Raw genomic sequence first — 24,850 nt, 5'->3', positions numbered from 1 at the left:
AACGGCATGATCCGGACAAGAGCGGTGCGCTGGCGGCGGGGGGTGGTCTTCGCTCTCCCCGGGCTGTGGGTACTGGGAGTGGTCGTGTGGGAGCTGCTGAGCCCCCGCGGACAGGCCGTGCAGCTGCTCGCCGCCGCGCCCGCCATCGCCTGCGCGGGCACCGGCCGCCGCCAGTGCGTGGCCGCCGCGGGCGCCTGCGCGATCCTCGCCCTCGTGCCCCTGGGATCGGCCGGCCGCGCGGACGCCGGCATGCGCGTCGGCACCTGCTGCGCGATCCTCGCCGTCGCCGCCGCGGGCTGCGCCGTCACCGTGCGCCGCCGCCGGCTCCTGCGCGAGCTGGAGCGCGCCCGCGAGGTCGCCGCCACCGCCCAGAGCGTGGTGCTCCGCCCCCTGCCGCCCCGGCTCGACGGCATCACCGTCGCCGGCGGCCACCTCTCCGTCAGCGAGGGCGCCCTCGTCGGCGGCGATCTGTACGAGGCGCTGGCCACGCCGTACGGCGTGCGCATCGTCATGGGGGACGTCCGCGGCCACGGCCTCACCGCGATCTCCACCGTCGCCGCCGTCCTCGGCAGCTTCCGCGAGGCCGCCCACGACGAGCCCGATCTCGCCGATGTGCTCCGCCGTCTCGACCGCGCCCTCCAGCGCCATCTGTGCGAGCGGGCCCGCGCCGAGGGGAGGGCCGGGCCCGGGGGCGAAGCGGAACGCTGGCTGGGCGAGGACTTCGTGACCCTCCTGCTCCTGGAGGTCTGCTCCGACGGCGTGGTCACCGCGCTCAACTGCGGCCACCCCTGGCCGTACCGCCTCGCCTGCCCGGCCGGGGACGGCGATGGCGTGAGCGCCCGCGCCGCCGCCGTGGGCCGCGGCGATCCGCTGCCGCCGCTCGGCCTCTTCCCGCTGCCGCCCGAGCTGCCCGTCGCCCGCCTGACCCGGCTGCTGCCCGGCGACGCCCTGGTGCTCCACACGGACGGCGCGGAGGACGCGCGCGATGCGGCCGGAGCGTTCTTCCCGCTGGCCAGGGTCCTCGGTGATGCCGCCGGCGGGGCGCCCATCGTCCCCTCCCGCGTCATCGACCGCGTCCAGGCCGCCCTCCTGCGGCACACCGGCGGCCGGCTCACCGACGACATCGCCCTGCTGGTGCTGAGCAACGACCGCCGCCGCGCCGCGGAGCACGGGCCGCGCCCGTGCCTGGTCCGCTCGGGCCGCCCCCGCCGCTGACGGCCCCCGGCCCCCTCCAACTGACGCTCCGTCACGGCCGGTTCACACCCCGTGCGAAGGGATCTCCACTACGCTGGGCCCACCGAGCGCATGCGGAGGGGCAGGATGGAGCCCAACACTCTCCTAGACGCCATCCTCGACGAAGCAGGCATATCCCACGCCGGACTGGCCGCGCACATCAATGCGGCGGGCCGGGCCCGGGGGCTGTCCCTGCGGTACGAGCACACCGCCGTCGCCCGCTGGCTGAAGGGCCAGCGGCCCCGCGGCCAGGTGCCGGATCTGATCTGCGAGGTGCTCGGCGAGCGGCTGCACCGCCCGCTGACCCTCGACGACATCGGCCTCGGCACCCCGGGCAGCCCGCGCCTGCCCAACACCCCGCTCTCCGGCTTCGTCGAGCGGGCCACCGCCCTCTGGCGCTCCGACGAGCAGCAGCGCGAGCACGTCGTCACCGCCCCCGCCGTCACCGGGACCCCGGCCGTCATCCCGGTCTGGGAGTGGGAGAACCCGCCCGAGGACGCCGACGTCTCCCGGCGCGGCCTCACCCGGGTCTCCATGGACGACATCGAGATGCTGCGCGCGGCCCGCACCCACTACGAGCAGATGTACCGCAAGGCCGGCGGCATCGCGACGCGCGTCCGGGTCGTCGGCTTCCTCAACGCCGAGGCGGCCCCGCTGCTGCGCGGCAGCTACACCGATGAGACGGGCCGTCAGCTGCACCGGGCCACCGGCGGGCTGGTCGCCGTCGCCGGCATCTGCGCGTACGACTCGGACGCGCACGGCCTGGCCCAGCGCTACTTCCACCAGGCGCTGCGGCTGGCCAAGGCCAGCGGCGACCGCGGCCTCGGCGGCTACGTCATCGCCCTGCTCGTCAACCAGTCGCTGTTCATGCGCGAGTACCGGCAGGCCGTCGCGTTCGCCGAGTCCGCGCTGCGGGCCGCGGGCACGGAGCTGACCCCCGCCCTCGCGGCGGATCTCTACGCGATGCAGGCCAAGGCGTACGCCCGGCTCGGCGACGGTGCCGGTGCGCTCGCCTGCATCCGCCGCGCCGAGACCGCCGCCGAGCGCATCCGCCGCGGCCAGGAGCCCGCCGAGACCGGCTATGTGCAGCCCGGCCTGGTGAACGTGCAGGTGGCGGAGGCGCTGCTGAGCCTCGGCGACCTCGGACCCGCCCGTGAGCACGCGGACCGGGCCGTCGACACCCCCGCCCACGACCGGGGACGTGTCCACCGGCTCGCCATGCTCACGCACATCGAGCTGCGTCAAGGAGACGCGGACAAGGCGGTGGCCACCGCGCGGGAGATGACCGAGCAGGCGAGAGGCATGGAATCGCAGCGCTTACGGGACCGGCTCCGGGCGGTGCGCGAGCACCTGATCGAAAGTGGGTGTGCGGCCACTGCCGAGGCCGCCGAGATGATCGACGGGGCGTTGCGCGTGCCCCTGTGAGGACAGCGCCCGGGGAGGTGGCCACCTCGGCGGAAGGTGGCAACACGTGCGTTGGAAGAATCTCAGGGAGCGGACGGTTTATGCGAACCGCTGGTTCCGGGTCAATCTCGCAGACGTTCAACTCCCCGACGGCCGCCATCTCGACCACTTCCTCATCAGGCTGCGGCCCGTCGCCGTCGCCACGGTGGTCAACGAGGCCAACGAGGTCCTGCTGCTGTGGCGGCACCGCTTCATCACCGACAACTGGGGCTGGGAGCTGGCCGCCGGCGTCGTCGAGGACGGCGAGGACCTCGCCGGCGCGGCGGCCCGCGAAATGGAGGAGGAGACCGGGTGGCGGCCGGGCCCGCTGCGGCACCTGATGTCCGTGGAGCCGTCCAACGGCCTCACCGACGCCCGGCACCACATCTACTGGTCCGACGAGGCCGAGTACATCGGCGACCCGGAGGACGACTTCGAGTCCGACCGGCGCGAGTGGGTGCCGCTGAAGCTGGTGCCCGACATGATCGGCCGCGGTGAGGTGCCGGCCGCGAACATGGCGGCGGCGCTGCTCCTGCTCCACCACATCAGGCTCGGCTAGCGCGCGGCCCCGCACCCGGCCGCGGCACGTCCCGCGCTCACCGGCCGGTCGCCTGCCAGACGGCGAGTGCCAGGGCGGCGACCCCGGTGAGCGCGGCCAGCGAGGGCAGGGGCCACCTGCCGTGCTCCAGGGCCCGCACCCGGTCCGACATCTCCGTGAGATCGCGTTCCGACTGGTCGCTGCGCTGGGTGAGGAGGGCGAGGTGGCCGTCGATGCGGACGACGCCGACGTCGAGGCTACGACGGAGCTCCGCGAGCTCAGCCGTTCTGGTGGCCTGCTCGGGATGCATGGTCACGGTCCGTACCCCTTCCGGAATGACTCCTGTGTGTCCGACGAGCCGAGTCAATCGCGTGGCGGCGCGGAACGGGAGCGTGTGCGGGGGGTATATGCGAGTCACCGCCGCACACCCCGTGCGAACACGGGTGTGCGGCGGTGACGGTGCGTGACGCCCGTACGGGTACGGGCTTTACGTACGAGGGGCCGGTGCGGCGTACGAGGGATCAGTACGAGTAGAAGCCCGAGCCGGTCTTGCGACCGAGGCGGCCCGCGTCGACCATGCGCTGGAGCAGCGGGGGAGCGGCGTACAGCGGCTCCTTGTACTCCTGGTACATGCTGTCGGCGACCGAGGCCACGGTGTCCAGGCCGATGAGGTCGGCGAGCTTGAGCGGGCCCATCGGGTGGGCGCAGCCGAGCTCCATGCCGTTGTCGATGTCCTCGCGGCTGGCGATGCCCGACTCGAACATCCGGATCGCGGAGAGCAGGTACGGGATGAGGAGGGCGTTGACCACGAAGCCCGAGCGGTCCTGGGCGCGGATCGCGTGCTTGCCCAGCACGTTGGCGACCAGCGCGTCGGCGCGCTTGATCGTTTCCTCGCTGGTGGTGAGCGCCGGGATGAGCTCCACGAGCTTCTGCACCGGGGCCGGGTTGAAGAAGTGGATGCCGATGACCCGGTCCGGCCGGGAGGTGGCCACGGCCAGCTTCACCAGCGGGATCGAGGAGGTGTTGGAGGCCAGGATCGCGTCGGGGCGGGTGACCACCTGGTCGAGCACCTGGAAGATCTCGGTCTTGACCTGCTCGTTCTCGACGACGGCCTCGATGACCAGGTCACGGTCGGCGAACTCGCCGAGGTCGGTGGTGAAGCTCAGCCGGCCGAGCGTCGCGTCGCGCTCCTCCTCGGAGATCTTGCCGCGCTCGGCGGCCTTGCCGAGGGAGTTGGTCAGGCGGGTGCGGCCGATCTCCAGGGCCTCGCCGGTGGTCTCGGCGACCATGACGTCCAGACCGGCACGGGCACACACCTCCGCGATCCCCGCGCCCATCTGGCCGCAGCCCACCACCCCGACACGCGCTACGTCTGCCACAGTGTCCGTCACATCGTGCCTTTCGCTGATCTTGGTCGTCCGGCGGGGCGCCGCGTTCCCTGCCGCGCTCTCCGCCTCGTTCCAGACGTTACTCCGCGCCGTGCGGTCCCGGCGGTGCCGGGGCGGGCATGCTGGCCTCGAACGGTGTGACCGATCCGACGACACGGCGAAGAGAGGTCCCGCATATGGGGCGTATGACCCGAAGAGGGTTCACCGTGGCCGCCGCGGGGATGATGTCCTCCGCGCTGCCGGCACCCGGCGAGGCGGGAGCGGTGCGAGCGAGCGGGCGGGAGCCCGCGCCCGCGGAAGCCGGGCTCTCCCGGCCGGGAGGCACTCCCGGGCGCCGGCGCGAGTTCCGGGGGATGTGGGCGGCGACCGTCGTCAACGTCGACTGGCCGTCGAAGCCGGGCCTGACGCCCCGGCAGCAGCAGGACGAGCTGACCGCCCTGTTCGAGGCCGCCGTGGAGCGCCGGCTGAACGCCGTGATGCTGCAGATCCGCCCCACCGCGGACGCCTTCTGGCCCTCCCCGTTCGAGCCGTGGTCGGAGTACCTGACGGGCGCTCAAGGGCTGTACCCGGGCTGGGACCCGCTCTCCTTCGCCGTCCGCGAGGCCCACCGGCGAAGACTCGAACTGCACGGCTGGTTCAACCCCTACCGCATCGCCAACCACACCGACCCCGGCCGGCTCGTTCCCACGCACCCCGCCCGCATCCACCCCGAGTGGGTCGTCCCCTACGGCGGGAAGCTCTACTACAACCCCGGCCTGCCCGAGGTGCGCCGGTTCGTGCAGGACGCCATGCTCGACGCCGTCTCCCGCTACGACCTCGACGGCGTGCACTTCGACGACTACTTCTACCCGTACCCCGTGGCGGGACAGTGCTTCGACGACGACGCCGCGTACGCCCGCTACGGCTCCGGCTTCCCCGACCGGGCCGCCTGGCGGCGCGACAACATCGACCGGCTGGTGCGGGAGATGGGGCAGCGCATCAAGCGGCGCAAGCGGCACGTGCAGTTCGGGATCAGCCCGTTCGCGGTCTGGCGCAACCGCTCCACCGACCCGCTCGGCTCGGACACCCGCGCGGGCGTCCAGACCTACGACGACCTCGGCGCGGACACGCGCAAGTGGGTCCGCGAGGAGTGGATCGACTACATCGTGCCGCAGGTGTACTGGCACATCGGCTTCCCCGCCGCGGACTACGCGAAGCTCGTGCCGTGGTGGGCCGAGGCCGTGCGCGGCACGGGCGTGCGGCTGTACATCGGCGAGGCGCTGTACCGGGCGGGCGACCCCGCCCAGCCCGCGCCCTGGCAGGACCCGGCCGAACTCTCCCGGCACGTGGCCCTCGGGCGGGGGTACGCGGAGGTGCTGGGAAACGTGTACTTCTCCGCCAAGCAGGTCGTGGCGGACCCGATAGGAGCGATGGCGCGGGTGGTCAAGGACCACTACCCGGCACGGGTGCGTCCGCCGCGCTGACCGCGGCGGCCCGACGGACCGCCGCAGCGCCCTGCGCCGGTCCCGGCAGTCTGCCTCCGCCGCGACGGCGACGAGCCCCCTACGGCCTTTCCGTCGGTGCCGGACCCACCTGAGGTGCCTGCGGCACAGCCGGATCCCGCCGCCGCAGGGGTGGAGCGCCGCTGCGGCGGAAGGAAGGGGTGCGGGCCCCGGGGGCCGGAGGGGAGCCCGATCGGCTAGCCCTGGCCGGAGGCCTTGCGGTGGTCGACCACCGAGTCCGGGCCGGGCGACATGATCGTCTCGTGGCCTTTGCCGTCGCGGACCCGGTAGGGCGGATTGCCGTTGGGACCCAGCACCTCCACGATCTCCACGACGTGGTCCTTCGTGCCGACGACCCGGCCGTGCACCACCAGGTGGTCACCTTTGCTCGCATGCATCGACGGTGCCCTTCTGTTCGAGTTCCGTTCGAGATTCGCGATTCGAGATGTGCGCTGGGATGCTCCCAAGTCTACGGTGACCGGCGGTATATGGCCCGTCCCTCGGCCAGGTGGAGCAATGCGCCCCGCGCCCCGCTCAGCCGCGCGCCCGCTGCGTCACCCCGATGCACACGAGCACCGCCACCGCGGCCACCGGCGCGGCGGGCGTCAGGCTCTCGCCGAGCAGCAGCACGGACCAGACCAGGGTGAGCAGCGGCTGGGCCAGCTGCAGCTGGCTGGCGCGGGCCACGCCGATCGCGCTCATGCCGCGGTACCAGACCCACATGCCCACGAACTGCGACCCCGCGGCCAGCCACAGCAGCCCCGCGATCGTGTGGCCCGTCAGCCGTACGGGCTCGGCCGGCAGCGCCAGCGCGGCCCCCGCGGCCGCCACCGGCAGGCACAGCACCAGCGCCCAGGCGATGACCTGCCAGCCCGGCATCTCCCGGGCCAGCTGCCCGCCCTCCGCGTAACCCGCCGCGCACACGAGCAGCGCCCCGAACAGGTACAGGTCACTGGTCGAGGGGCTGCCGCCGCTCTGCTGCACGGCGAAGGCGATCACCACGGCGGCGCCCACGACGGCCGCGCCCCAGAACGTGCGCGAGTGACGCGTCCGGTTCCGTACGGACGAGTAGGCGGCAGTCGTCAGCGGCAGCAGGCCCACGACGACCGCGGCGTGCGAAGTGGTGGAGGTCTGCAGTGCCAGCGTGGTCAGCAGGGGGAAGCCGACGACCGTGCCGCCGGCCACCGCGCACAGCGCCGGCCAGTGGCGGCGGGCGGGGGCCCGTACGCGCAGCGCCAGCAGGCAGCCGCCCGCGATCAGGCCGCCGAGCAGCATCCGGCAGCTGACCAGGGACCACGGGCCGAGCCCCTCCAGGGCCCAGGCCGTGGCGGGGAACGTCAGCGAGAAGGCGGCCACGCCCAGGGCGGCCAGCAGGACGCCGCTCCGCGTGCGGACGGCCGAGGGGGAGGTGCTCGCGGGGCGCTGCACTGCTATCGCGGTCGGACGGATAGCGCTATCTTTGAGTCTCATGCATGAGCGTAACAGCGTCGCTGAACTGGCCGAAACCCTGAAAAGGGAGCTCGACCGCTACTCTCCGGGTGAGAAGCTGCCGTCGAGCCGGGCCCTCGTCGAGCGTTTCCGCGTCAGCCCCGTCACCGTCTCCCGGGCGCTCGCCGCGCTCGCCGCCGAGGGACTGGTGATCACCCGGCCCGGCGCGGGCGCCTTCCGTGCCGCCCCGCACAGCCCGCCCGCCCGCCTCGGCGACACCTCCTGGCAGCAGGTCGCCCTCAGCGCCGAGAGCGCCGCCGAGGCGATCCCGCGCGCCGTCGACGCCACGGGCGTGCTCATCACGCTCGCCGAGCCGCCGCCCGGCGTCATCGAGCTCAGCGGCGGCTACCTCCACCCCGCCCTGCAGCCCGAGCGCGCCCTCGCCGCGGCACTCGGCCGCGCCGGCCGCCGCCCCGGCGCCTGGGGCCGCCCGCCCATCGAGGGCGTGACGGAGCTGCGCGCCTGGTTCGCCCGCGAGATCGGCGGCCCCGCCGGCACCGTCGCCGCCTCCGAGGTGCTCATCACCGCCGGCGGCCAGAGCGCGCTGACCGCCGCGCTGCGGGCCCTCGCCCCGCCGGGCGCGCCGGTCCTCGTCGAGTCCCCGACCTACCCCGGCATGCTCGCCGTCGCCCGCGCCTCCGGCCTGCGGCCCGTCCCCGTCCCGGCGGACGCGCACGGCGTGCGCACGGACCTCCTCGCCGACGCGTTCCGGGCGAGCGGCGCCCGCGTCTTCGTCTGCCAGCCGCTCTTCCAGAACCCCTCCGGCGCGGTCCTGGCCGACGAGCGACGGCGCGAGGTGATGCGGGTGGCCCGCGAGGCCGGGGCCTTCGTCATCGAGGACGACTTCGCGCGCCGCCTCGCCCACGAGGACGCCCCGCCGCTGCCGCCCACGCTCGCCTCCGACGACCCCGACGGCATCGTCGTCCACGTCTGCTCCCTCACCAAGGCCACCTCGCCCAGCCTGCGCGTGGGCGCCCTCGCCGCCCGCGGGCCCGTCCTCGAACGCCTGCGGGCCATCCAGGTCGTCGACAGCTTCTTCGTGCCGCGGCCCCTGCAGGAAGCCGCCCTCGAACTCGTCGGCTCGCCCGCCTGGACCCGCCACCGGCGCACCGTCGCCGCCGAACTGCGCATCCGCCGCGAGGCGCTGCTCACCGCGCTACGCCGCGAACTCCCCGAGGTCACCGTGGACTTCGCCCCGCCCGGCGGCTTCCACATGTGGGCCCGGCTCCCGGACGGCACGGACGAGGACGCCCTGGCCGCGGCCGCGCTGCGGGCCGGCGTCGCCGTCGCCTCCGGCCGCCCCTCCTACCCCGCGGAATCCGCCGCCCCGCACCTGCGGCTCAGCTTCGCGGCCGCCGCGGGCGTGGCGGAGCTCGCGGAGGGCGTGGGGCGGCTGCGAACGGCGTTCCACGGGGTGCCGGGCGCGCCCGGCTAGAGTCGGAGACATGGCTTCAGACGAGGGGAACGGCCCGGTGCGGGTCGACAGCTGGATCTGGTCCGTACGGCTCGCCAAGACGCGCTCCGCGGCGGGTACGGCCTGCCGCGCGGGACACGTGCGCGTCAACGGCGATCGGGCCAAGCCGGCCCAGCCGGTCCGCGTCGGGGACGAGGTGCGGGTGCGGCTCGCCGGGCGCGAGCGCGTCGTCGTCGTGTCGCGCCTCATCAGCAAGCGCGTCGGCGCGCCCGTCGCGGCGGAGTGCTACGTCGACAACTCCCCGCCCGAGCCGCCGCGCGAACACGTGGCCGTGGCAGCCGTCCGGGACCGCGGCACGGGGCGCCCCACGAAGCGGGACCGCCGCGAACTGGAACGCTTGCAGGGCGGCAGGGGGCGCTGAGACGGGGCGGCCCGCGGCCGGACCGCCGCCGCCCCGTCGTGCCCGCCGGCTCAACCGCGGCCGCGGCCCCGCCGTGCTCGCGGCCCCGTCGTGTCCGCGGCCCCGCCGTGCCCGCGGCCCCGCCGTGCCCGCGGCCCCGCCGTGCCCGCGGTCAGTACGCGACCGTGAACCTGGCCCGGTGGTGCGCCGGGCGCTCCGCCTCGTCGAGGAGGGCCACGGACAGATCCTCCATCGATATGGCCGAGACGCCCTCGGCGTCCACCAGGAGTTCGTCCTTGCCCAGCCGGTACCGGCCGGTGCGCTCGCCCGGTTCCAGGAGGGCGGCCGGGCTCAGGTAGGCCCAGTCGACCTCCTGGTCCGCCCGGCAGGCCGCGAGCTGGTCGTTGCAGGCCAGGGCGATGGGCCGCCAGTCGGCGGGGAAACCGGGCCCGTCGATCACGGTGGTGCCCTCGGTGCCGGGGAGGGTCAGGCTGCCCGCGCCGCCGACGAGCAGCAGCCGCACCCCCGTGCGGGCGAGCCCGGCCAGCAGCCCCTCCGTGGCGGCGACGAGCTGCCGCTCGCTGCCGGGCGCGGGGCGGGTCGCGCCGATCACGACGTCCTGCCCGGCGCTGAGCCGGGCGACGTCGTCCGGGTTCGAGGCGTCGCCCGTACGGGCCTCCGCCGCGGCCGGCAGTTCGGGGAAGCGGGCGGCGTCGCGTACGACGGCGGTGACGTGGTGGCCGCGGGAGAGGGCTTCGGCCACCACGCGGCTTCCCACGTTGCCGGCCGCTCCGAAGACGGTGATGCGCATGACTGTCAGCTCCTGTGCTGTGTGGTGGATCAAGCGGTGGATGAGGTCGTCCCGGCCGCCGGCCGGTCCGTGGGGGGAAGGGTGTGCGTGCTGCGCGAGCCGCGCCCGCGTCCTCCCTGCGCCGCGACGAGCGACCCGAGGACGACGACCGCGCCGAACCCCTGCGCGACGGTGAGTTCCTGACCGAGCGCCAGCCAGCCGAGCACCGTGGCGACGAGCGGGCTGAGGAGTCCGAGGAACGTGACGTCGGTGGGGGTGAGCAGGCGGATCCCGCGGAACCACAGGGCGTACGCGAGGGCCGAGCCGATGACGGCGAGGTAGGCGTAGCCGGCGAGGTTCGTGCTCGTCGGCGCGGGCGGCGGGCCCTCGGTGAAGAGGGCGACGGGGAGGAGGAGCAGTCCGCCGGCGACGAGCTGCCAACCGGTGGTCGCGAGCAGCGGCGCGGGCGATGTCCAGCGCTTGCTGAGGACGACGCCGGTGGCCATGACGACGGCCCCGCCGGCCGCGGCGGCGACGCCGAGCCCGTCCAGCCGTGCGCCGGCCCGCAGGACGAGCAGGCTGACGCCCGCCACGCCGGCGACGGCGGCGATCAGTGTGCGCGGCCTGAGCCGCTCGCCGAGCAGGCCGGAGGAGAGCACGGCGACCAGCAGCGGCTGTATCGCGCCGACGGTCGCGGCGACCCCGCCGGGCAGCCGGTACGCGGCGACGAACAGCAGCGCGAAGAACGCGCCGATGTTGAGCGCGCCGAGCACCAGCGCCCGCCACCACCACACGCCCTGCGGCAGCCGCCGCGTGACGGCGACGAGCGCGAGCCCCGCGGGCAGGGCGCGGACGACCGCGGCGAGCAGCGGACGGCCCGGCGGGAGGAGCTCGGTCGTGACGAGGTAGGTGGTGCCCCAGACGGCGGGCGCCAGGGCGGTGAGCAGCAGGGTTCCGACTCGATTGCTTAGCACTAAAGCAATGTATCTCAGCGCTAAGACATCTGGGCAGGGGTGGCCGACGTGAGGTACCTCACCGCTAAGGCAATTGACGTCGGTCCTTTACGCTGGAGCGATGGCAGACCACGTCGACCTGGTGCTCGCACAGTGGGCCGTACGCCGCCCCGACCTCGATGTCTCGCCGATGGCGGTGATCGGCCGGCTCTCCCGGCTGTCCCGCCTCGTGGACGCCGAACTGCGCCGCACCTTCACCGCCCACGGCCTCGACGCCGCGTCCTTCGACGTGCTCGCGACCCTGCGGCGCAGCGACCCGCCGCACAGCCTGACCCCCGCCGAGCTCATGCGGTCCTCGATGGTCACCTCGGGGGCGATCACGCAGCGCCTCGACCGCCTGGAGGCCCGCGGCCTGGTGAGCCGCAGCCCCAGTGCCTCGGACGGACGCAGCGTCGTCGTCGCCCTCACGGACGCCGGCCGCGACCTCATCGACGAGGCCCTGCCCGACCACGTCGCCACCGAGGCCCGCCTGCTCGCCGCGCTCACGGAAGGGGAGCGCGACGCGCTCGCGACGACCCTCGCGACGCTCTTGGAGTCACTCAGCGAGGAGAAGGACGGGAAGGGCGGGAAGGACAAGAAGGCGTGAGGGGCGGGGCCGAGCCCCCGCCTCCCCTCTCTCCCCCCATCTCTCCCTTCACCCGCCCCTCAGACCTCCGTCTCAGAACTCCGTCCGCACGTCGAGCCGCCCGAGCCGCTCGGGGTCCGCAAGGATGTCGATCTCGACGATCCGGCCGTCCGCGATCGTGAATCCCAGCACGGACAGCAGCCGCCCCTCCAGCGCCGTGACGACCCCCGCGGCGCCGTTGACCAGGGCCCGGCGCGCGAACAGGGCCGGGGACCGGAAGAGCATGGCCTGCCCCGCCACCTCCCGCGCACCACGGACCTCCTGCGATCCGCGCACGCCCCCCGCCCCGGCGTCGGCCCGCAGCACCACGTCCGGATCGAGCACGGCCAGCAGGGCGTCGAAGTCGCCGGCGCGCGAGGCCGCCATGAAGGCGTCGACGACCTTCCACTGCCGGGCGAGGTCCGTCTCGGGCTCCGGGGCCGCGCCCCGCACCCGGCGGCGCGCCCGGCTCGCGAGCTGCCGCGCCGCGGCCGTCGTCCGCCCGACCATGGGCGCGATCTCGTCGAACGGCATGCCGAACATGTCGTGCAGGACGAACGCCAGCCGCTCGGCCGGATCCAGCGTGTCCAGCACGACCAGCAGGGCGAGGCCGACCGAGTCCGCGAGGAGTGCCTCGTGCTCGGGGTCGACCTCTTCCTCGCTCCGGCTCACGACCGGGTCGGGCACCCGGACGTCCAGCGGCTCCTCGGCCCGCGACGCGCGCGAGCGCAGTATGTCGAGGCAGACCCGGCCGACGACCGTGGTCAGCCACCCGCCGAGGTTGGCGACCCCGTCCGCGCCGGAGCGGTCGAGCCGCAGCCACGCCTCCTGCACGGCGTCGTCCGCCTCGCTGAGCGAGCCGAGCATGCGGTAGGCGACCGCCCGCAGCCGGGAGCGGTGGGCCTCGAAGCGCTCCGCCAGGAATTCGTTGTCGTTCATCGGTCACACTCTTCCGTCGCGATCCGTCGTAGAGATGACGGGCGGGAGGGCACCGATGTGACAGGCGGCGTGACGGCCGGGGCGGCGGCCGATGTGACACGTGAGTGTGGCCAGGGTCCTGTCGAGAGGGGCCCCGGCACGAGATATCTTGATGTCGAGCAATGTTACAGACGTGGAGCGGAGCACCCGGTGACTGACTCGACCATCATCTATACGCACACCGACGAGGCCCCGGCCCTGGCCACGCACTCGTTCCTGCCTGTGGTCCAGGCCTACGCCTCGACGGCCGGGGTCACCGTGGAGACGCGTGACATCTCGCTGGCGGGGCGCATCATCGCCCACTTCCCGGAGTACCTGGAGGAGGGGCAGCGCATCCCCGACGCGCTGGCCGAGCTGGGTGAGCTGGCCAAGAAGCCCGAGGCCAACATCATCAAGCTGCCGAACATCTCGGCGTCCATCCCGCAGCTGAAGGCCGCCGTCGCCGAGCTGCAGGCCCAGGGCTACGCCCTGCCGGACTACCCGGACGACCCGAAGACCGACGAGGAGCGCGAGATCCGCGCCCGCTACGACAAGGTCAAGGGCAGCGCCGTCAACCCGGTCCTGCGCGAGGGCAACTCCGACCGCCGCGCCCCGGCGTCGGTCAAGAACTACGCCAAGGCCCACCCGCACCGCATGGGCGCCTGGTCGGCCGACTCGAAGACGAACGTCGCCACCATGGGCGTCGACGACTTCCGCTCCACCGAGAAGTCCGCGGTCGTCGCCGAGGACGGCACGTTCCGCATCGAGCTCAAGGGCGACGACGGCTCCACCACCGTCCTGCGCGAGTCGGTCCCCGTCCTCGCGGGCGAGGTCGTCGACGCCTCCGTCATGCGCGTCGCCGCGCTGCGCGAGTTCCTGGCGGAGCAGGTCGCCCGTGCCAAGGCCGAGGGCGTGCTGTTCTCCGTGCACCTGAAGGCCACGATGATGAAGGTCTCCGACCCGATCATCTTCGGCCACGTGGTGCGCGCCTTCTTCCCGAAGACCTTCGCGAAGTACGGCGAGGTCCTGATCGCGGCCGGCCTGAGCCCGAACGACGGCCTCGGCGGCATCTTCAAGGGCCTGGAGTCGCTTCCCCACCTGGGCGAGGAGATCAAGGCCTCCTTCGACGCCGAGCTCGCCGAGGGCCCGGCCCTGGCGATGGTCGACTCCGACAAGGGCATCACCAACCTGCACGTCCCGAGCGACGTCATCGTCGACGCCTCCATGCCGGCCATGATCCGTACCTCCGGCCACATGTGGGGCCCGGACGGCCAGGAGGCCGACACCCTCGCCGTCCTGCCGGACAGCAGCTACGCGGGCGTCTACCAGGCCGTCATCGAGGACTGCCGTGCCAACGGCGCCCTCGACCCGGCGACGATGGGCTCCGTGCCCAACGTCGGTCTCATGGCCCAGAAGGCCGAGGAGTACGGCAGCCACGACAAGACCTTCGAGATCCCCGTCACCGGCACGGTGCGGGTCGTCGACGGCGCGGGCAACGCGGTCCTGGAGCAGGCGGTCGGCCAGGGCGACATCTTCCGCATGTGCCAGGCCAAGGACGCCCCGATCCGCGACTGGGTCAAGCTCGCCGTCACCCGCGCCCGCGCCACCGGCGTCCCGGCCGTCTTCTGGCTCGACGAGAACCGCGCCCACGACGCGCAGCTCATCGAGAAGGTCAAGGCGTACCTGCCGGAGCACGACACCGAGGGCCTGCAGATCGAGATCATGTCGCCGGTCGAGGCGACCAAGTTCTCGCTGGAGCGCATCCGCCGCGGCGAGGACACGATCTCCGTCACCGGCAACGTCCTGCGTGACTACCTGACGGACCTGTTCCCGATCCTCGAGCTCGGCACCAGCGCCAAGATGCTGTCGGTCGTCCCGCTCATGAACGGCGGCGGCCTGTTCGAGACCGGCGCCGGCGGCTCCGCCCCGAAGCACGTGCAGCAGCTCGTCAAGGAGAACTACCTCCGCTGGGACAGCCTCGGCGAGTTCTTCGCCCTCGCGGCCAGCTTCGAGCACCTCGCGACGACCACGGGCAACGCCCGCGCCAAGGTCCTCGCCGACACCCTCGACCGCGCGACCGGCACCTTCCTCAACGAGGACAAGTCGCCGAGCCGCCGCCTGGGCGGCATCGACAACCGCGGCAGCCACTTCTACCTGGCGATGTACTGGGCCCAGGAGCTGGCGAAGCAGGCCGACGACGCGCAGCTCGCGGAGGCGTTCGGGCCGCTGGCCAAGACGCTGACCGAGCAGGAGGAGACCATCGTCGCCGAGCTGATCGCGGTGCAGGGCTCCCCGGCCGACATCGGCGGCTACTACCAGCCCGACGTGACGAAGGCCTCGGCCGTCATGCGCCCGTCGGCGACGTTCAACCAGGCTCTGGCGACCCTGGCCTGACACGCCCGCGGCGCACGCCGCACCGTTCCGCCCCGGCCGGCCTCGTGCCCGGCCGGGGCGGTTTCGTTTCCGGCCGTGCCCCGGCTCACCCGCGACCGCCCGCAGCAGGGCCGGTGACCTCCCATGCCGCCTCGATCATCGGGAAGATCTCGTCCACCGCGGCCTCCGGATCGGCCGCCGCGAGGGCCAGCGCATAGGCGTCGACCACGAACCTCGCGATCGTCCGGCAGGCCGTCGCGGTCCGCGCCGGCCCGGAATCCGTGGCGATGGCCGCCGCCAGCGACTCCGCATGGCGCAGCATCATCGACTCCTCGTACTCCCGCAGGGCGGGTGACGCGCCGATCATGCGCCGGACCGGGGCGGCGCCGTCCGCCGCGCAGTGCCGCACCAGTGCCTGGATCGCGTGGCGCAGCGCGGGGATGAGCGGTTCGTGCGGCGCGCGACCGGTGACCGCCTGGATGAGGCGCTGCAGGAAGTCGTCGTCCTGCTCGAACACCAGGGCCTCTTTCGAGGCGAAGTGGGAGAAGAGCGTCGTGACGGCCACGTCGGCCTCGGCGGCCACGTCACGGATGCCCACCGCGTCGTATCCGCGTTCCAGGAAGAGCCGCAGGGCGGTGTCGGCGATCTTCCGGCGGGTCGCGGCCTTCTTGCGTTCGCGGCGTCCGGTCGGCACGGTCATACGCTCACGCTATCAGGTACAAATCCATAACGTGTTCAAAACCCTAACCGTTAGTGTTAAGTTCGGCCGCATGAAGAAGGTGAGCTTCGCCGAATTCGGCGGTCCCGACGTCCTGCGCCTCATAGACGCCGAAGAGCCCCACGCGGGCCCCGGCCGCATACGCATCGCCGTGCGGGCGGCGGGCGTGAACCCCGTCGACTGGAGGATTCGTGAAGGCCAGAAGCTGGGCGCCCATCCGATCGAGCTGCCCTCCGGAGTCGGGCTGGACGCCGCCGGTGTGGTGGACGAGGTCGGCGAGGGCGTCGAAGGCGTCGAGGTCGGTGACCACGTGTTCGGCGAAGGCTCCAGCACCTATGCCGAGTTCGCCGTGCTGTCGGCCTGGGCCCGCATGCCCGAGGGCCTGACGTTCGACGAGGCGGCCGGGTACCCCTCCGTGGTGGAGACCGCGCTGCGCATCATCCGCGAGGTCGGCGTGCGGTCCGGGCAGACGCTGCTGGTCAGCGGCGCGTCCGGGGGAGTCGGCTCGGCCGTGCTGCAGATCGCCCGCGACCGCGGCATCACGGTGATCGGCACGGCCGGGGCCGCGAACCAGGACTACCTGCGCAGCCTGGGCGCCCTCGCCACGACGTACGGCGAGGGCTGGGTCGAGCGGGTGCGGCGGCTCGGCCGTGTCGACGCGGCCCTCGATCTGGCCGGCTCGGGCGTGATCCGCGAACTCGTCGGTCTGACCGGGAGCCCGCAGAAGGTCGTCTCCATCGCCGATCTCGGTGCGCCGGAGCTCGGTGTCCGGTTCTCCGGAGTGGCCGGGAGCGTGCCGGACGCGCTCGCCGAGGCCGCGCGCCTCATCTCGCGGGGAAGGCTCCACATCCCGGTCGAGAAGGCGTACGCGCTGGCCGATGCCGCGGCGGCGCACGCCGACAGCCGGGCCGGTCACACGCGCGGGCGCCGCGTCATCATCGTCTGACCGACTCCTGCGCCGCACGCCCGGCGGCGCCCTCGTGCCCCGCGCCGCGTTCCTCCCGGCGATCCCGCCGGCAAAGGATCTCCCACCGCACCATTGCATAAATCTTCATTCATTCGTATAGTCATGCCATCGACCAGGAGGGGCCCGATGGCAGTACGTGTGGCAGTGGCAGGAGCGAGCGGATACGCGGGCGGCGAAGTGCTGCGCCTGCTCCTCGCGCACCCCGGCGTACGGATCGGGGCCCTCACCGCGAACAGCAACGCGGGCCAGAGGCTCGGCGCCGTGCAGCCGCACCTGCTGCCGCTGGCCGGGCGCGTGCTGGAAGCCACGACAGCCGATGTCCTCGCCGGGCATGACGTGGTGTTCCTGGCGTTGCCGCACGGTCAGTCGGCGGCGGTGGCTGCTGAGTTGGGTGAGGGCACGCTGGTGGTGGACTGTGGTGCGGACTTCCGGTTGAAGGACGCGGGGGAGTGGGAGCGGTTCTACGGGTCGGCGCATGCGGGGACGTGGCCGTACGGTCTGCCTGAGTTGCCGGGTGGGCGGGAGGCGTTGAAGGGCGCGCGGCGGATCGCCGTGCCCGGGTGCTACCCGACCGCGGTGTCCTTGGCGCTGGCGCCGGCCTATGGGGCGGGGCTGGCCGAGCCGGAGGCAGTGGTCGTGGCCGCGTCGGGGACGTCGGGCGCGGGCAAGGCGGCCAAGCCGCACCTGCTGGGCTCCGAGGTCATGGGCTCCATGAGCCCGTACGGCGTGGGCGGCGGCCACCGGCACACCCCGGAGATGATCCAGAACCTCTCCGCGGCGGCGGGGGAGCGCGTGACGGTCTCCTTCACCCCCACCCTCGCCCCGATGTCCCGCGGCATCCTCGCCACGTGCAGCGCCAAGGCCCGCCCCGGCGTCACCGCGGAGGGCCTGCGGAGCGCGTACGAGAAGGCGTACGCGGACGAGCCCTTCGTCCACCTGCTTCCCGAGGGGCAGTGGCCGGCCACTGCCGCGGTGTACGGGTCGAACGCCGCGCTGCTGCAGGTGGCGCTGGACGAGGCGGCCGGGCGGATCGTCGTGGTGAGTGCGATCGACAACCTCACCAAGGGCACCGCGGGGGGTGCGGTGCAGAGCATGAACATCGCCCTCGGGCTCCCCGAGGACCTGGGGCTGGCGGTCACGGGGGTGGCGCCGTGAGCGTCCGCCGGGTCCTCGCGACCCTCCTGGCACGGCTGGTCCCGTGCGACACGGCCGAGAACACGATGAGCGAGCGGGCGAAAGAGGAGATGCAGTGAGCGTCACGGCAGCACAGGGCTTCACGGCGGCGGGCATCGCCGCCGGGATCAAGGAGAACGGCAACCCCGACCTGGCCCTCGTGGTCAACCAGGGGCCGCGTCTGGCCGCTGCGGGCGTCTTCACCGCCAACCGCGTCAAGGCCGCGCCGGTGCTCTGGTCCCAGCAGGTCGTCAAGGGCGGGCAGATCTCCGCCGTCGTCCTCAACTCCGGTGGCGCCAACGCCTGCACCGGTCCCGAGGGTTTCCAGGACACGCACGCGACCGCGGAGAAGGCGGCGGAGGTGCTGGGGCACAGTGCCGGGGAGATCGCGATCGCTTCCACGGGTCTGATCGGGGTGCGGTTGCCGATGGACAAGCTGCTTCCCGGCATTGAGAAGGCCGCGGCCGGGCTCTCCGCGCACGGCGGGGAGAAGGCGGCCATCGCGATCAAGACGACCGACACCGTCCACAAGACCGCCGTCGTCCAGGGCGACGGGTGGACGGTGGGCGGGATGGCCAAGGGTGCGGGCATGCTCGCCCCGGGCCTGGCCACCATGCTCGTCGTCCTGACCACCGACGCCGACATCGACACCGCGGGCCTCGACAGCGCACTGCGCGCCGCCACCCGGACGACGTTCGACCGAGTGGACTCCGACGGCTGCATGTCCACCAACGACACGGTCCTGCTGCTGGCCTCCGGCGCCTCCGGCATCACCCCCGGCCTGGAGGTTTTCGCGGAGGCGGTGCGGGAGGTGTGCGACGACCTGGCGCGTCAGCTGATCGGTGATGCCGAGGGGGCGAGCAAGGACATCCGGATCGAGGTGATCAACGCCGCCAGCGAGGACGACGCGGTCGAGGTCGGGCGCTCCATCGCCCGTAACAACCTCCTCAAGTGCGCCCTGCACGGTGAGGACCCGAACTGGGGCCGTGTGCTGTCCGCGATCGGCACCACGTCCGCGGCCTTCGACCCCGACAAGCTCAATGTGGCCATCAACGGTGTGTGGGTCTGCCGCAACGGCTCCGTCGGCGACGACCGCGACCTCGTCGACATGCGCTACCGGGAGGTCCGCATCACCGCCGACCTCGCCGAGGGCTCCGAGACCGCCGTCATCTGGGCCAACGACCTCACCGCCGACTACGTCCACGAGAACAGCGCGTACTCCTCATGACGACCACGGACAGCACGGACACCCCCGACACCGCGGGCACGACCCGCAAGCACACCGCCCTCCCCAAGGCCCGCATCCTCATCGAGGCGCTGCCCTGGCTGACGCGGCACCACGGCAAGACCGTCGTCATCAAGTTCGGCGGCAACGCCATGGTCGACGACGAGCTCAAGGCCGCCTTCGCCCAGGACGTCGTCTTCCTCCACCACGCCGGGCTGCGCCCCGTCGTCGTGCACGGCGGCGGCCCGCAGATCAGCGCCCAGCTCGACCGGATGGGCCTCACCTCGGAGTTCAAGGCCGGCCTGCGCGTCACCACGCCCGAGGCCATGGACGTCGTCCGCATGGTCCTCGCCGGGCAGGTGCAGCGCGAACTCGTCGGGCTGCTCAACGAGCACGGCCCGCTCGCCGTCGGGATGACGGGCGAGGACGCCCACACCATGACCGCCACCAAGCACTACGCCGAGATAGGCGGCGAGCGCGTCGACATCGGCCGCGTCGGCGAGATCACCGCCATCGACACCGGCGCCGTCCAGGCCCTGCTCGACGACGGGCGGATCCCCGTCATCTCCTCCGTCGCCCGCAGCGCCGACGACGCCGACGCCCACGGGGTGTTCAACGTCAACGCCGACACCGCGGCCGCCGCCCTCGCCGCGGCCCTCGGCGCCGAGACGCTCATGGTCCTCACCGACGTCGAGGGCCTCTACGAGGACTGGCCGCACAGCGACGAGGTCATCAGCCGGCTCACCGCGAGCGAACTGGAGGAGCTGCTCCCGGACCTGGCGAGCGGCATGGTGCCCAAGATGCAGGGCTGCCTGCACGCCGTGCGCAACGGCGTCACCACGGCCCGTGTGATAGACGGCAGGGTCCAGCACTCGATCCTGCTGGAGATCTTCACGGACGAGGGGATAGGCACGATGGTCGTGCCCGACGAAGCGGTGAGCGGACCGGAGGGGAAGCAGTGAGCAACACGGAACTCACCCGGCGCTGGCAGGGCGCCCTGATGGACAACTACGGCACCCCGCGCATCCCCCTGCTCCGCGGCGAGGGCAGCACGGTCTGGGACGCCGACGGCAAGGCGTACCTCGATCTCGTCGGCGGCATCGCCGTCAACGCCCTCGGCCACGCCCACCCGGCGGTCGTCCGGGCCGTGTCGGACCAGATCGCCACCCTGGGCCACGTCTCCAACCTCTTCACCGCCGAGCCGACCGTCGCCCTCGCCGAGCGGCTGCTCGGTCTCGCGGGCCGGCCGGGGCGCGTGTACTTCGCCAACTCGGGCGCGGAGGCCGTCGAGGCGGCCTTCAAGATCGGACGGCGGACGGGGCGGTCCCGCATGGTCGCCGCCACCGGCGGCTTCCACGGCCGCACGATGGGCGCGCTCGCCCTCACCGGCCAGCCCGCCAAGCAGGACCCCTTCCTGCCGCTCCCCGCCGGCGTCACCCACGTCCCCTACGGGGACGAGGAGGCGCTCCGGGCTGCCGTCACCACCGACACCGCGCTCGTCGTGCTGGAACCCGTCCAGGGCGAGGGCGGCGTCATCGTCCCGCCCCCCGGCTACCTGGCCGCCGCCCGCGAGATCACCCGCGCCACCGGCACCCTCCTCGTCCTGGACGAGATCCAGACAGGTATCGGCCGTACGGGCCACTGGTTCGAGCATCAAGCACAGGGCGTCGAGCCCGACGTCGTCACCCTCGCCAAGGGCCTCGGCGGCGGCCTGCCCATCGGCGCCACCCTCGCCTTCGGTCCGGCGGCCGACCTGCTGACACCCGGTCAGCACGGCTCCACCTTCGGCGGGAACCTCGTCGCGTGCGCCGCCGCCCTGGCCGTCGTCGACACCCTGGAGAGCGAGGGGATCCTCGCCCGCGTGACGGCGGCGGGGGAGCGGCTGCGTGACGGGATCGCTGCGCTCGGCCACCCCCTCGTCGACCGCGTCCGTGGCGCGGGCCTGCTGCTGGGTATTGTCCTTTCCGAGCCCCTTGCACCGAAGGTGCAGCAGGCAGCACAGGACGCCGGCCTTCTGGTGAACGCGGTCGCACCCGACGTGGTGCGTTTGGCCCCACCGCTGGTCATCACCGAAGATGAGGTGGAAACGTTCCTCCGGGCACTGCCGGGTGTCCTGGACGCCGCTGCTCCCGGGGAACGACGAAGCGGAGACTGACGAGACGATGACCCAGGCGCAGGAGCCGGAGCCGTTCCACGGCGGACAGGCCGTACCGCAGACCCGTACCGCCCGCCACCGCCGGATCGTGGACATCCTCGGCCGGCAGGCGGTCCGGTCGCAGAGCCAGCTCGCCAAGCTGCTCGCCGACGACGGCCTGTCCGTCACCCAGGCGACGCTCTCCCGCGACCTCGACGAACTGGGCGCGGTCAAGATCCGCAACACCGGGGGCGAGCTCATCTACGCCGTCCCCTCCGAGGGCGGCGACCGCACCCCCCGGGCCCCGCTCGGCGAGTCCGCGACCGAGGCCCGCATGGCCCGCCTCGCGGGCGAACTGCTGATCTCGGCGGAGGCGTCCGCGAACCTCGTCGTCCTGCGCACCCCGCCGGGCGCCGCCCAGTTCTTCGCCTCGGCGATCGACCAGGCGGGCGTCCACGAGATCATCGGCACGATCGCGGGCGACGACACGGTGATGCTCATCAGCCGTGACCCCAAGGGCGGCCAGGCGCTCGCGGACCACCTCCTGAGGCTGGCTCAGAAGGAGCGCTGACGGCCCGTCCGAACGCGCCCGCGGGCCTCCGCGGGCGTGAACTCGCCACCGGTGTGGGCAGGATGACGAGGGGCGCAGGGCGTCGGCCTCGTGAACACCGGCCCAACAGCAGGCATGGGGCGAGGGAGGACACATGCTGGCGATCCGCGCGGCGAAGCTCTTCGACGGGATAGGCCCGGGGACCGTCGAGCGGCCCGCGGTGCTGGTGGAAGGCGGGCGGATCACCGGCGTGGTGCCCGGTGGGAACGTTCCCGCGGAGGCCCGGCTCGTGGACCTGGGGCGGGCGACGCTGCTGCCCGGGTTCGTGGACACCCACGTCCACCTCGCCTTCGACGCGAGCGAGGACGCCGTCGGCCGGCTGCGGGCCGCCGGCGACGACGAACTGCAGGGCCGCATGCGGGCCGCGGCCCGCGCGACCCTCGCCGCGGGCGTGACGACCGTGCGCGACCTCGGGGACCGGGGGTATCTGGCGCTGCGGATCCGGGACGAGACCGCCAAGGACCCCACGGCCGGGCCCACCGTGCTCGCCTCCGGCCCGCCCCTGACGACCGCCCGCGGCCACTGCTGGTTCCTCGGCGGGCGGGCCGAGGGCGTCGACGGGATCCGGGCCGCCGTCCGCGAACGGGCCGGGCGCGGCGTGGACGTCGTAAAAGTGATGGTCACCGGCGGCGACCTCACCCCCGGCTCCGACCCCTTCCACGTGCAGTACGGCCACGCCGAGCTGCTCGCCGCCGTGCGCGAGGCGCACCGGCACGGCCTGCCGATCACGGCGCACGCGCACTCCGCCGCCGGCATCGCCGACGCGGTCGCCGCCGGGTTCGACATGGTCGAGCACTGCTTCTTCGTCACCGAGATCACCGACGAGAGCGACGAGACCGACCCCGGCGTGGACTACGACCGGCGGGTGCTCGACGACATGGTCCGCCTGGGCGTGGTCGCCTCCCTCACCCTGGGCTCCCTGCCCGGCGGCCCGCCGCCCCCGCCGCGGATCGCCCGCCGCATCCCCGGCCTGGTCGCCGGGCTGGCCGCGATGCGGGAGGCGGGAGTAGCGGTGGTGTGCGGGAGCGACTCGGGAATCTTCCCGGCCAAGGCCCACGGCAGCCACCCCTACAGCATCGCCGCCATGGTGGAGACGGGCTTCACCCCGCTGGAGGCGCTCCGCGCGGCCACCTCGGCCGCGGCCCGCGCCTGCGGCGTCGCCTGCCGCAAGGGCTGTATCGCCCCCGGCTTCGACGCGGACCTCGTGGCCGTGGCCGGGGACCCGCTCGCCGACATCACGGCCGTCCACGCGGTGACCGCGGTCTTCCGCGAAGGAACGCGCGTTCCCCTGCCGTAGCCGGCCCGGCCGCGCGCATCACCCCTCACGGGCCCGGAAACGACGGAAGCCGTTCCCTCGCTGTGCGAGGAAACGGCTTCCGACCTGCGATGTTCGCTGGTCGGGACGGCGGGATTTGAACCCACGACCCCTTGACCCCCAGTCAAGTGCGCTACCAAGCTGCGCCACGTCCCGGTGCTCGTCCCTCCCGGGTTTCTTCCCGGTGGGGCGTGCAGAAAGAAAATATCCTGTTTGGCGGCGTGATCCAAATTCGGGGGTCACCACCTCGTCTGCGTGACCGTCTCGTCACGGAAAGCAATCCGCATGGAGCATTGACGAACCATACGGTGGAGTGCATAGTTATACCCATCAGCGAATGCATCGTAAGGAGAAACCCGTGACCGAGCGCGTCGTACTCGCCTACTCCGGCGGCCTGGACACCTCCGTCGCCATCGGCTGGATCGCCGAGGAGACGGGCGCCGAGGTCATCGCCGTTGCCGTGGACGTCGGCCAGGGCGGCGAGGACCTGGACGTCATCCGCAAGCGCGCGCTCGCCTGCGGTGCGGTGGAGGCGGAGGTCGCCGACGCCAAGGACGAGTTCGCCGATGAGTACTGCCTCCCGGCGATCAAGGCCAACGCCCTCTACATGGACCGGTACCCGCTGGTCTCCGCCCTCTCCCGGCCCACGATCGTCAAGCACCTCGTGGCCGCCGCGAAGAAGCACGGCGCGACCACCGTCGCCCACGGCTGCACCGGCAAGGGCAACGACCAGGTGCGGTTCGAGGCCGGCATCTCCTCCCTCGCCCCCGAGCTGAAGTGCATCGCCCCCGTCCGGGACTACGCGATGACGCGGGACAAGGCCATCGCCTTCTGCGAGGCCAAGGGCCTGCCGATCGCCACCACCAAGAAGTCGCCGTACTCCATCGACCAGAACGTCTTCGGCCGGGCCGTCGAGACCGGCTTCCTGGAGGACATCTGGAACGCCCCGATCGAGGACGTCTACGACTACACCGCCAACCCGGCCACCCCCCGGGAGGCCGACGAGGTGATCATCACCTTCGAGCAGGGCGTCCCGGTCGCCATCGACGGCAAGCCCGTCTCCGTGCTGCAGGCCATCCAGCAGCTCAACGAGCGGGCCGGCGCGCAGGGCGTCGGCCGGCTCGACATGGTCGAGGACCGGCTCGTGGGCATCAAGTCCCGGGAGATCTACGAGGCTCCCGGCGCCATCGCGCTGATCACCGCCCACCAGGAGCTGGAGGCCGTCACGGTCGAGCGCGAGCTCGCCCGGTACAAGCGGCAGGTCGAGCAGCGGTGGGCCGAGCTCGTCTACGACGGCCTGTGGTTCTCCCCGCTCAAGCGGGCCCTGGACGGCTTCATCGCCGAGGCCAACGAGCACGTCTCCGGCGACATCCGGATGACGCTGCACGGCGGCCGGGCCGTCGTCAACGGCCGGCGGTCCCAGAAGTCGCTCTACGACTTCAACCTCGCCACGTACGACACGGGCGACACGTTCGACCAGTCGATGTCGAAGGGCTTCATCGAGATCTTCGGCCTGTCCTCGAAGATCGCCGCGAAGCGCGACCTGGCCGTCTGACCCGCGGCCCGTCCCGACGTCCCTCCGCCTC

The 24,850-nt window shown here is 73.0% G+C and carries 24 protein-coding genes and 1 tRNA gene; 16 read left to right on the top strand and 9 right to left on the bottom strand.

Annotated features, from left to right (window positions below):
* Positions 1–6: 6 nt before the first annotated feature.
* From B7P34_RS12505 to B7P34_RS12495, 3 genes are all read left to right on the top strand, one after another.
* Positions 7–1,215: a PP2C family protein-serine/threonine phosphatase gene (locus tag B7P34_RS12505; RefSeq protein WP_106675927.1), complete on the top strand. Its 1,209-nt coding sequence runs from the start codon at positions 7–9 to the stop codon at positions 1,213–1,215.
* A gap of 105 nt (positions 1,216–1,320) precedes the next feature.
* Positions 1,321–2,658 (top strand): tetratricopeptide repeat protein, encoded by a 1,338-nt coding sequence (locus B7P34_RS12500; protein WP_106675926.1) that lies wholly within the window; start codon positions 1,321–1,323, stop codon positions 2,656–2,658.
* A 46-nt stretch (positions 2,659–2,704) separates the two neighbouring features.
* On the top strand, positions 2,705–3,235 hold the full coding sequence (locus B7P34_RS12495; protein WP_058045202.1) for an NUDIX hydrolase: 531 nt from the start codon (positions 2,705–2,707) through the stop codon (positions 3,233–3,235).
* Between the two features lie 37 nt (positions 3,236–3,272).
* Here B7P34_RS12495 and B7P34_RS12490 read toward each other — a convergent pair whose 3' ends face one another.
* Positions 3,273–3,530, bottom strand: a complete 258-nt coding sequence (locus B7P34_RS12490) for a hypothetical protein (protein WP_223267782.1) — start codon at positions 3,528–3,530, stop codon at positions 3,273–3,275.
* Between the two features lie 205 nt (positions 3,531–3,735).
* The gene (locus B7P34_RS12485; protein ID WP_189382720.1) at positions 3,736–4,593 is read right to left on the bottom strand and encodes a 3-hydroxybutyryl-CoA dehydrogenase; all 858 of its coding nucleotides are present in this window, start codon (positions 4,591–4,593) and stop codon (positions 3,736–3,738) included.
* Between the two features lie 194 nt (positions 4,594–4,787).
* Between B7P34_RS12485 and B7P34_RS12480 the strand changes: the two genes are divergently transcribed.
* Positions 4,788–6,065, top strand: coding sequence for a glycoside hydrolase family 10 protein (locus B7P34_RS12480; protein ID WP_223267781.1), 1,278 nt, complete (start codon positions 4,788–4,790; stop codon positions 6,063–6,065).
* Between the two features lie 215 nt (positions 6,066–6,280).
* On the opposite strand, the gene B7P34_RS12475 is transcribed toward B7P34_RS12480, so the two are convergent.
* The gene (locus tag B7P34_RS12475) at positions 6,281–6,481 is read right to left on the bottom strand and encodes a DUF1918 domain-containing protein (protein WP_106675924.1); all 201 of its coding nucleotides are present in this window, start codon (positions 6,479–6,481) and stop codon (positions 6,281–6,283) included.
* 136 nt (positions 6,482–6,617) lie between these two features.
* Entirely contained in the window at positions 6,618–7,511 is an 894-nt protein-coding gene (locus tag B7P34_RS12470) for a DMT family transporter (protein ID WP_223267780.1), read from the bottom strand.
* A 40-nt stretch (positions 7,512–7,551) separates the two neighbouring features.
* Between B7P34_RS12470 and B7P34_RS12465 the strand changes: the two genes are divergently transcribed.
* Together B7P34_RS12465 and B7P34_RS12460 are read left to right on the top strand one after the other, a co-directional pair.
* On the top strand, positions 7,552–9,006 hold the full coding sequence (locus tag B7P34_RS12465) for a PLP-dependent aminotransferase family protein (protein WP_106675922.1): 1,455 nt from the start codon (positions 7,552–7,554) through the stop codon (positions 9,004–9,006).
* Between the two features lie 10 nt (positions 9,007–9,016).
* Entirely contained in the window at positions 9,017–9,406 is a 390-nt protein-coding gene (locus B7P34_RS12460; protein WP_106675921.1) for an RNA-binding S4 domain-containing protein, read from the top strand.
* A gap of 151 nt (positions 9,407–9,557) precedes the next feature.
* Here B7P34_RS12460 and B7P34_RS12455 read toward each other — a convergent pair whose 3' ends face one another.
* Both B7P34_RS12455 and B7P34_RS12450 read right to left on the bottom strand, forming a co-directional pair.
* On the bottom strand, positions 9,558–10,196 hold the full coding sequence (locus tag B7P34_RS12455) for an NAD(P)-dependent oxidoreductase (RefSeq protein WP_106675920.1): 639 nt from the start codon (positions 10,194–10,196) through the stop codon (positions 9,558–9,560).
* 29 nt (positions 10,197–10,225) lie between these two features.
* Positions 10,226–11,149 (bottom strand): EamA family transporter, encoded by a 924-nt coding sequence (locus tag B7P34_RS12450; RefSeq protein WP_106675919.1) that lies wholly within the window; start codon positions 11,147–11,149, stop codon positions 10,226–10,228.
* 100 nt (positions 11,150–11,249) lie between these two features.
* Between B7P34_RS12450 and B7P34_RS12445 the strand changes: the two genes are divergently transcribed.
* On the top strand, positions 11,250–11,774 hold the full coding sequence (locus B7P34_RS12445) for a MarR family winged helix-turn-helix transcriptional regulator (RefSeq protein ID WP_106675918.1): 525 nt from the start codon (positions 11,250–11,252) through the stop codon (positions 11,772–11,774).
* Positions 11,775–11,846: 72 nt separating this feature from the next.
* On the opposite strand, the gene B7P34_RS12440 is transcribed toward B7P34_RS12445, so the two are convergent.
* A complete protein-coding gene (locus B7P34_RS12440; protein WP_106675917.1) occupies positions 11,847–12,731 on the bottom strand; it encodes a sigma-70 family RNA polymerase sigma factor in 885 nt (294 codons plus the stop codon).
* A 189-nt stretch (positions 12,732–12,920) separates the two neighbouring features.
* Here B7P34_RS12440 and B7P34_RS12435 point away from each other — a divergent pair, with 189 nt between their 5' ends.
* Positions 12,921–15,143, top strand: a complete 2,223-nt coding sequence (locus B7P34_RS12435) for an NADP-dependent isocitrate dehydrogenase (protein ID WP_106675916.1) — start codon at positions 12,921–12,923, stop codon at positions 15,141–15,143.
* An 85-nt stretch (positions 15,144–15,228) separates the two neighbouring features.
* Here the strand turns inward: B7P34_RS12435 and B7P34_RS12430 are convergent, their stop codons facing one another.
* Positions 15,229–15,822: a TetR/AcrR family transcriptional regulator gene (locus tag B7P34_RS12430; RefSeq protein WP_106675915.1), complete on the bottom strand. Its 594-nt coding sequence runs from the start codon at positions 15,820–15,822 to the stop codon at positions 15,229–15,231.
* Positions 15,823–15,892: 70 nt separating this feature from the next.
* On the opposite strand from B7P34_RS12430, the gene B7P34_RS12425 reads away from it, so the two are divergent.
* From B7P34_RS12425 to B7P34_RS12395, 7 genes are all read left to right on the top strand, one after another.
* Entirely contained in the window at positions 15,893–16,786 is an 894-nt protein-coding gene (locus tag B7P34_RS12425; RefSeq protein WP_106675914.1) for an NADP-dependent oxidoreductase, read from the top strand.
* Between the two features lie 147 nt (positions 16,787–16,933).
* Positions 16,934–17,962, top strand: coding sequence for an N-acetyl-gamma-glutamyl-phosphate reductase (gene argC, locus B7P34_RS12420; RefSeq protein WP_106675913.1), 1,029 nt, complete (start codon positions 16,934–16,936; stop codon positions 17,960–17,962).
* 94 nt (positions 17,963–18,056) lie between these two features.
* Positions 18,057–19,208, top strand: coding sequence for a bifunctional glutamate N-acetyltransferase/amino-acid acetyltransferase ArgJ (gene argJ, locus B7P34_RS12415; RefSeq protein ID WP_106675912.1), 1,152 nt, complete (start codon positions 18,057–18,059; stop codon positions 19,206–19,208).
* Positions 19,205–20,167 (top strand): acetylglutamate kinase, encoded by a 963-nt coding sequence (gene argB / locus B7P34_RS12410; RefSeq protein WP_106675911.1) that lies wholly within the window; start codon positions 19,205–19,207, stop codon positions 20,165–20,167. Before argJ ends, argB begins: the two co-directional genes overlap by 4 nt.
* Positions 20,164–21,360: an acetylornithine transaminase gene (locus tag B7P34_RS12405; RefSeq protein ID WP_106675910.1), complete on the top strand. Its 1,197-nt coding sequence runs from the start codon at positions 20,164–20,166 to the stop codon at positions 21,358–21,360. Before argB ends, B7P34_RS12405 begins: the two co-directional genes overlap by 4 nt.
* Positions 21,361–21,367: 7 nt before the next feature.
* Positions 21,368–21,910, top strand: coding sequence for an arginine repressor (locus B7P34_RS12400; RefSeq protein ID WP_030365252.1), 543 nt, complete (start codon positions 21,368–21,370; stop codon positions 21,908–21,910).
* 133 nt (positions 21,911–22,043) lie between these two features.
* Positions 22,044–23,246 carry an amidohydrolase family protein gene (locus B7P34_RS12395; protein ID WP_106675909.1) on the top strand — a complete coding sequence of 401 codons (1,203 nt, stop codon included), beginning with the start codon at positions 22,044–22,046 and terminating at the stop codon, positions 23,244–23,246.
* 97 nt (positions 23,247–23,343) lie between these two features.
* Here the strand turns inward: B7P34_RS12395 and B7P34_RS12390 are convergent.
* A tRNA-Pro gene (locus B7P34_RS12390) sits at positions 23,344–23,420 on the bottom strand.
* Between the two features lie 202 nt (positions 23,421–23,622).
* On the opposite strand from B7P34_RS12390, the gene B7P34_RS12385 reads away from it, so the two are divergent.
* Positions 23,623–24,819, top strand: a complete 1,197-nt coding sequence (locus tag B7P34_RS12385; RefSeq protein WP_106675908.1) for an argininosuccinate synthase — start codon at positions 23,623–23,625, stop codon at positions 24,817–24,819.
* The last annotated feature ends 31 nt before the right edge of the window (positions 24,820–24,850 follow it).

The organism is Streptosporangium nondiastaticum (assembly GCF_003011965.1).
In the GTDB taxonomy this organism is placed as follows: domain Bacteria; phylum Actinomycetota; class Actinomycetes; order Streptomycetales; family Streptomycetaceae; genus Streptomyces; species Streptomyces nondiastaticus.
Note: the sequence above shows the minus strand (reverse complement) of the source record. Positions and strands in the feature narration are given on the sequence as shown.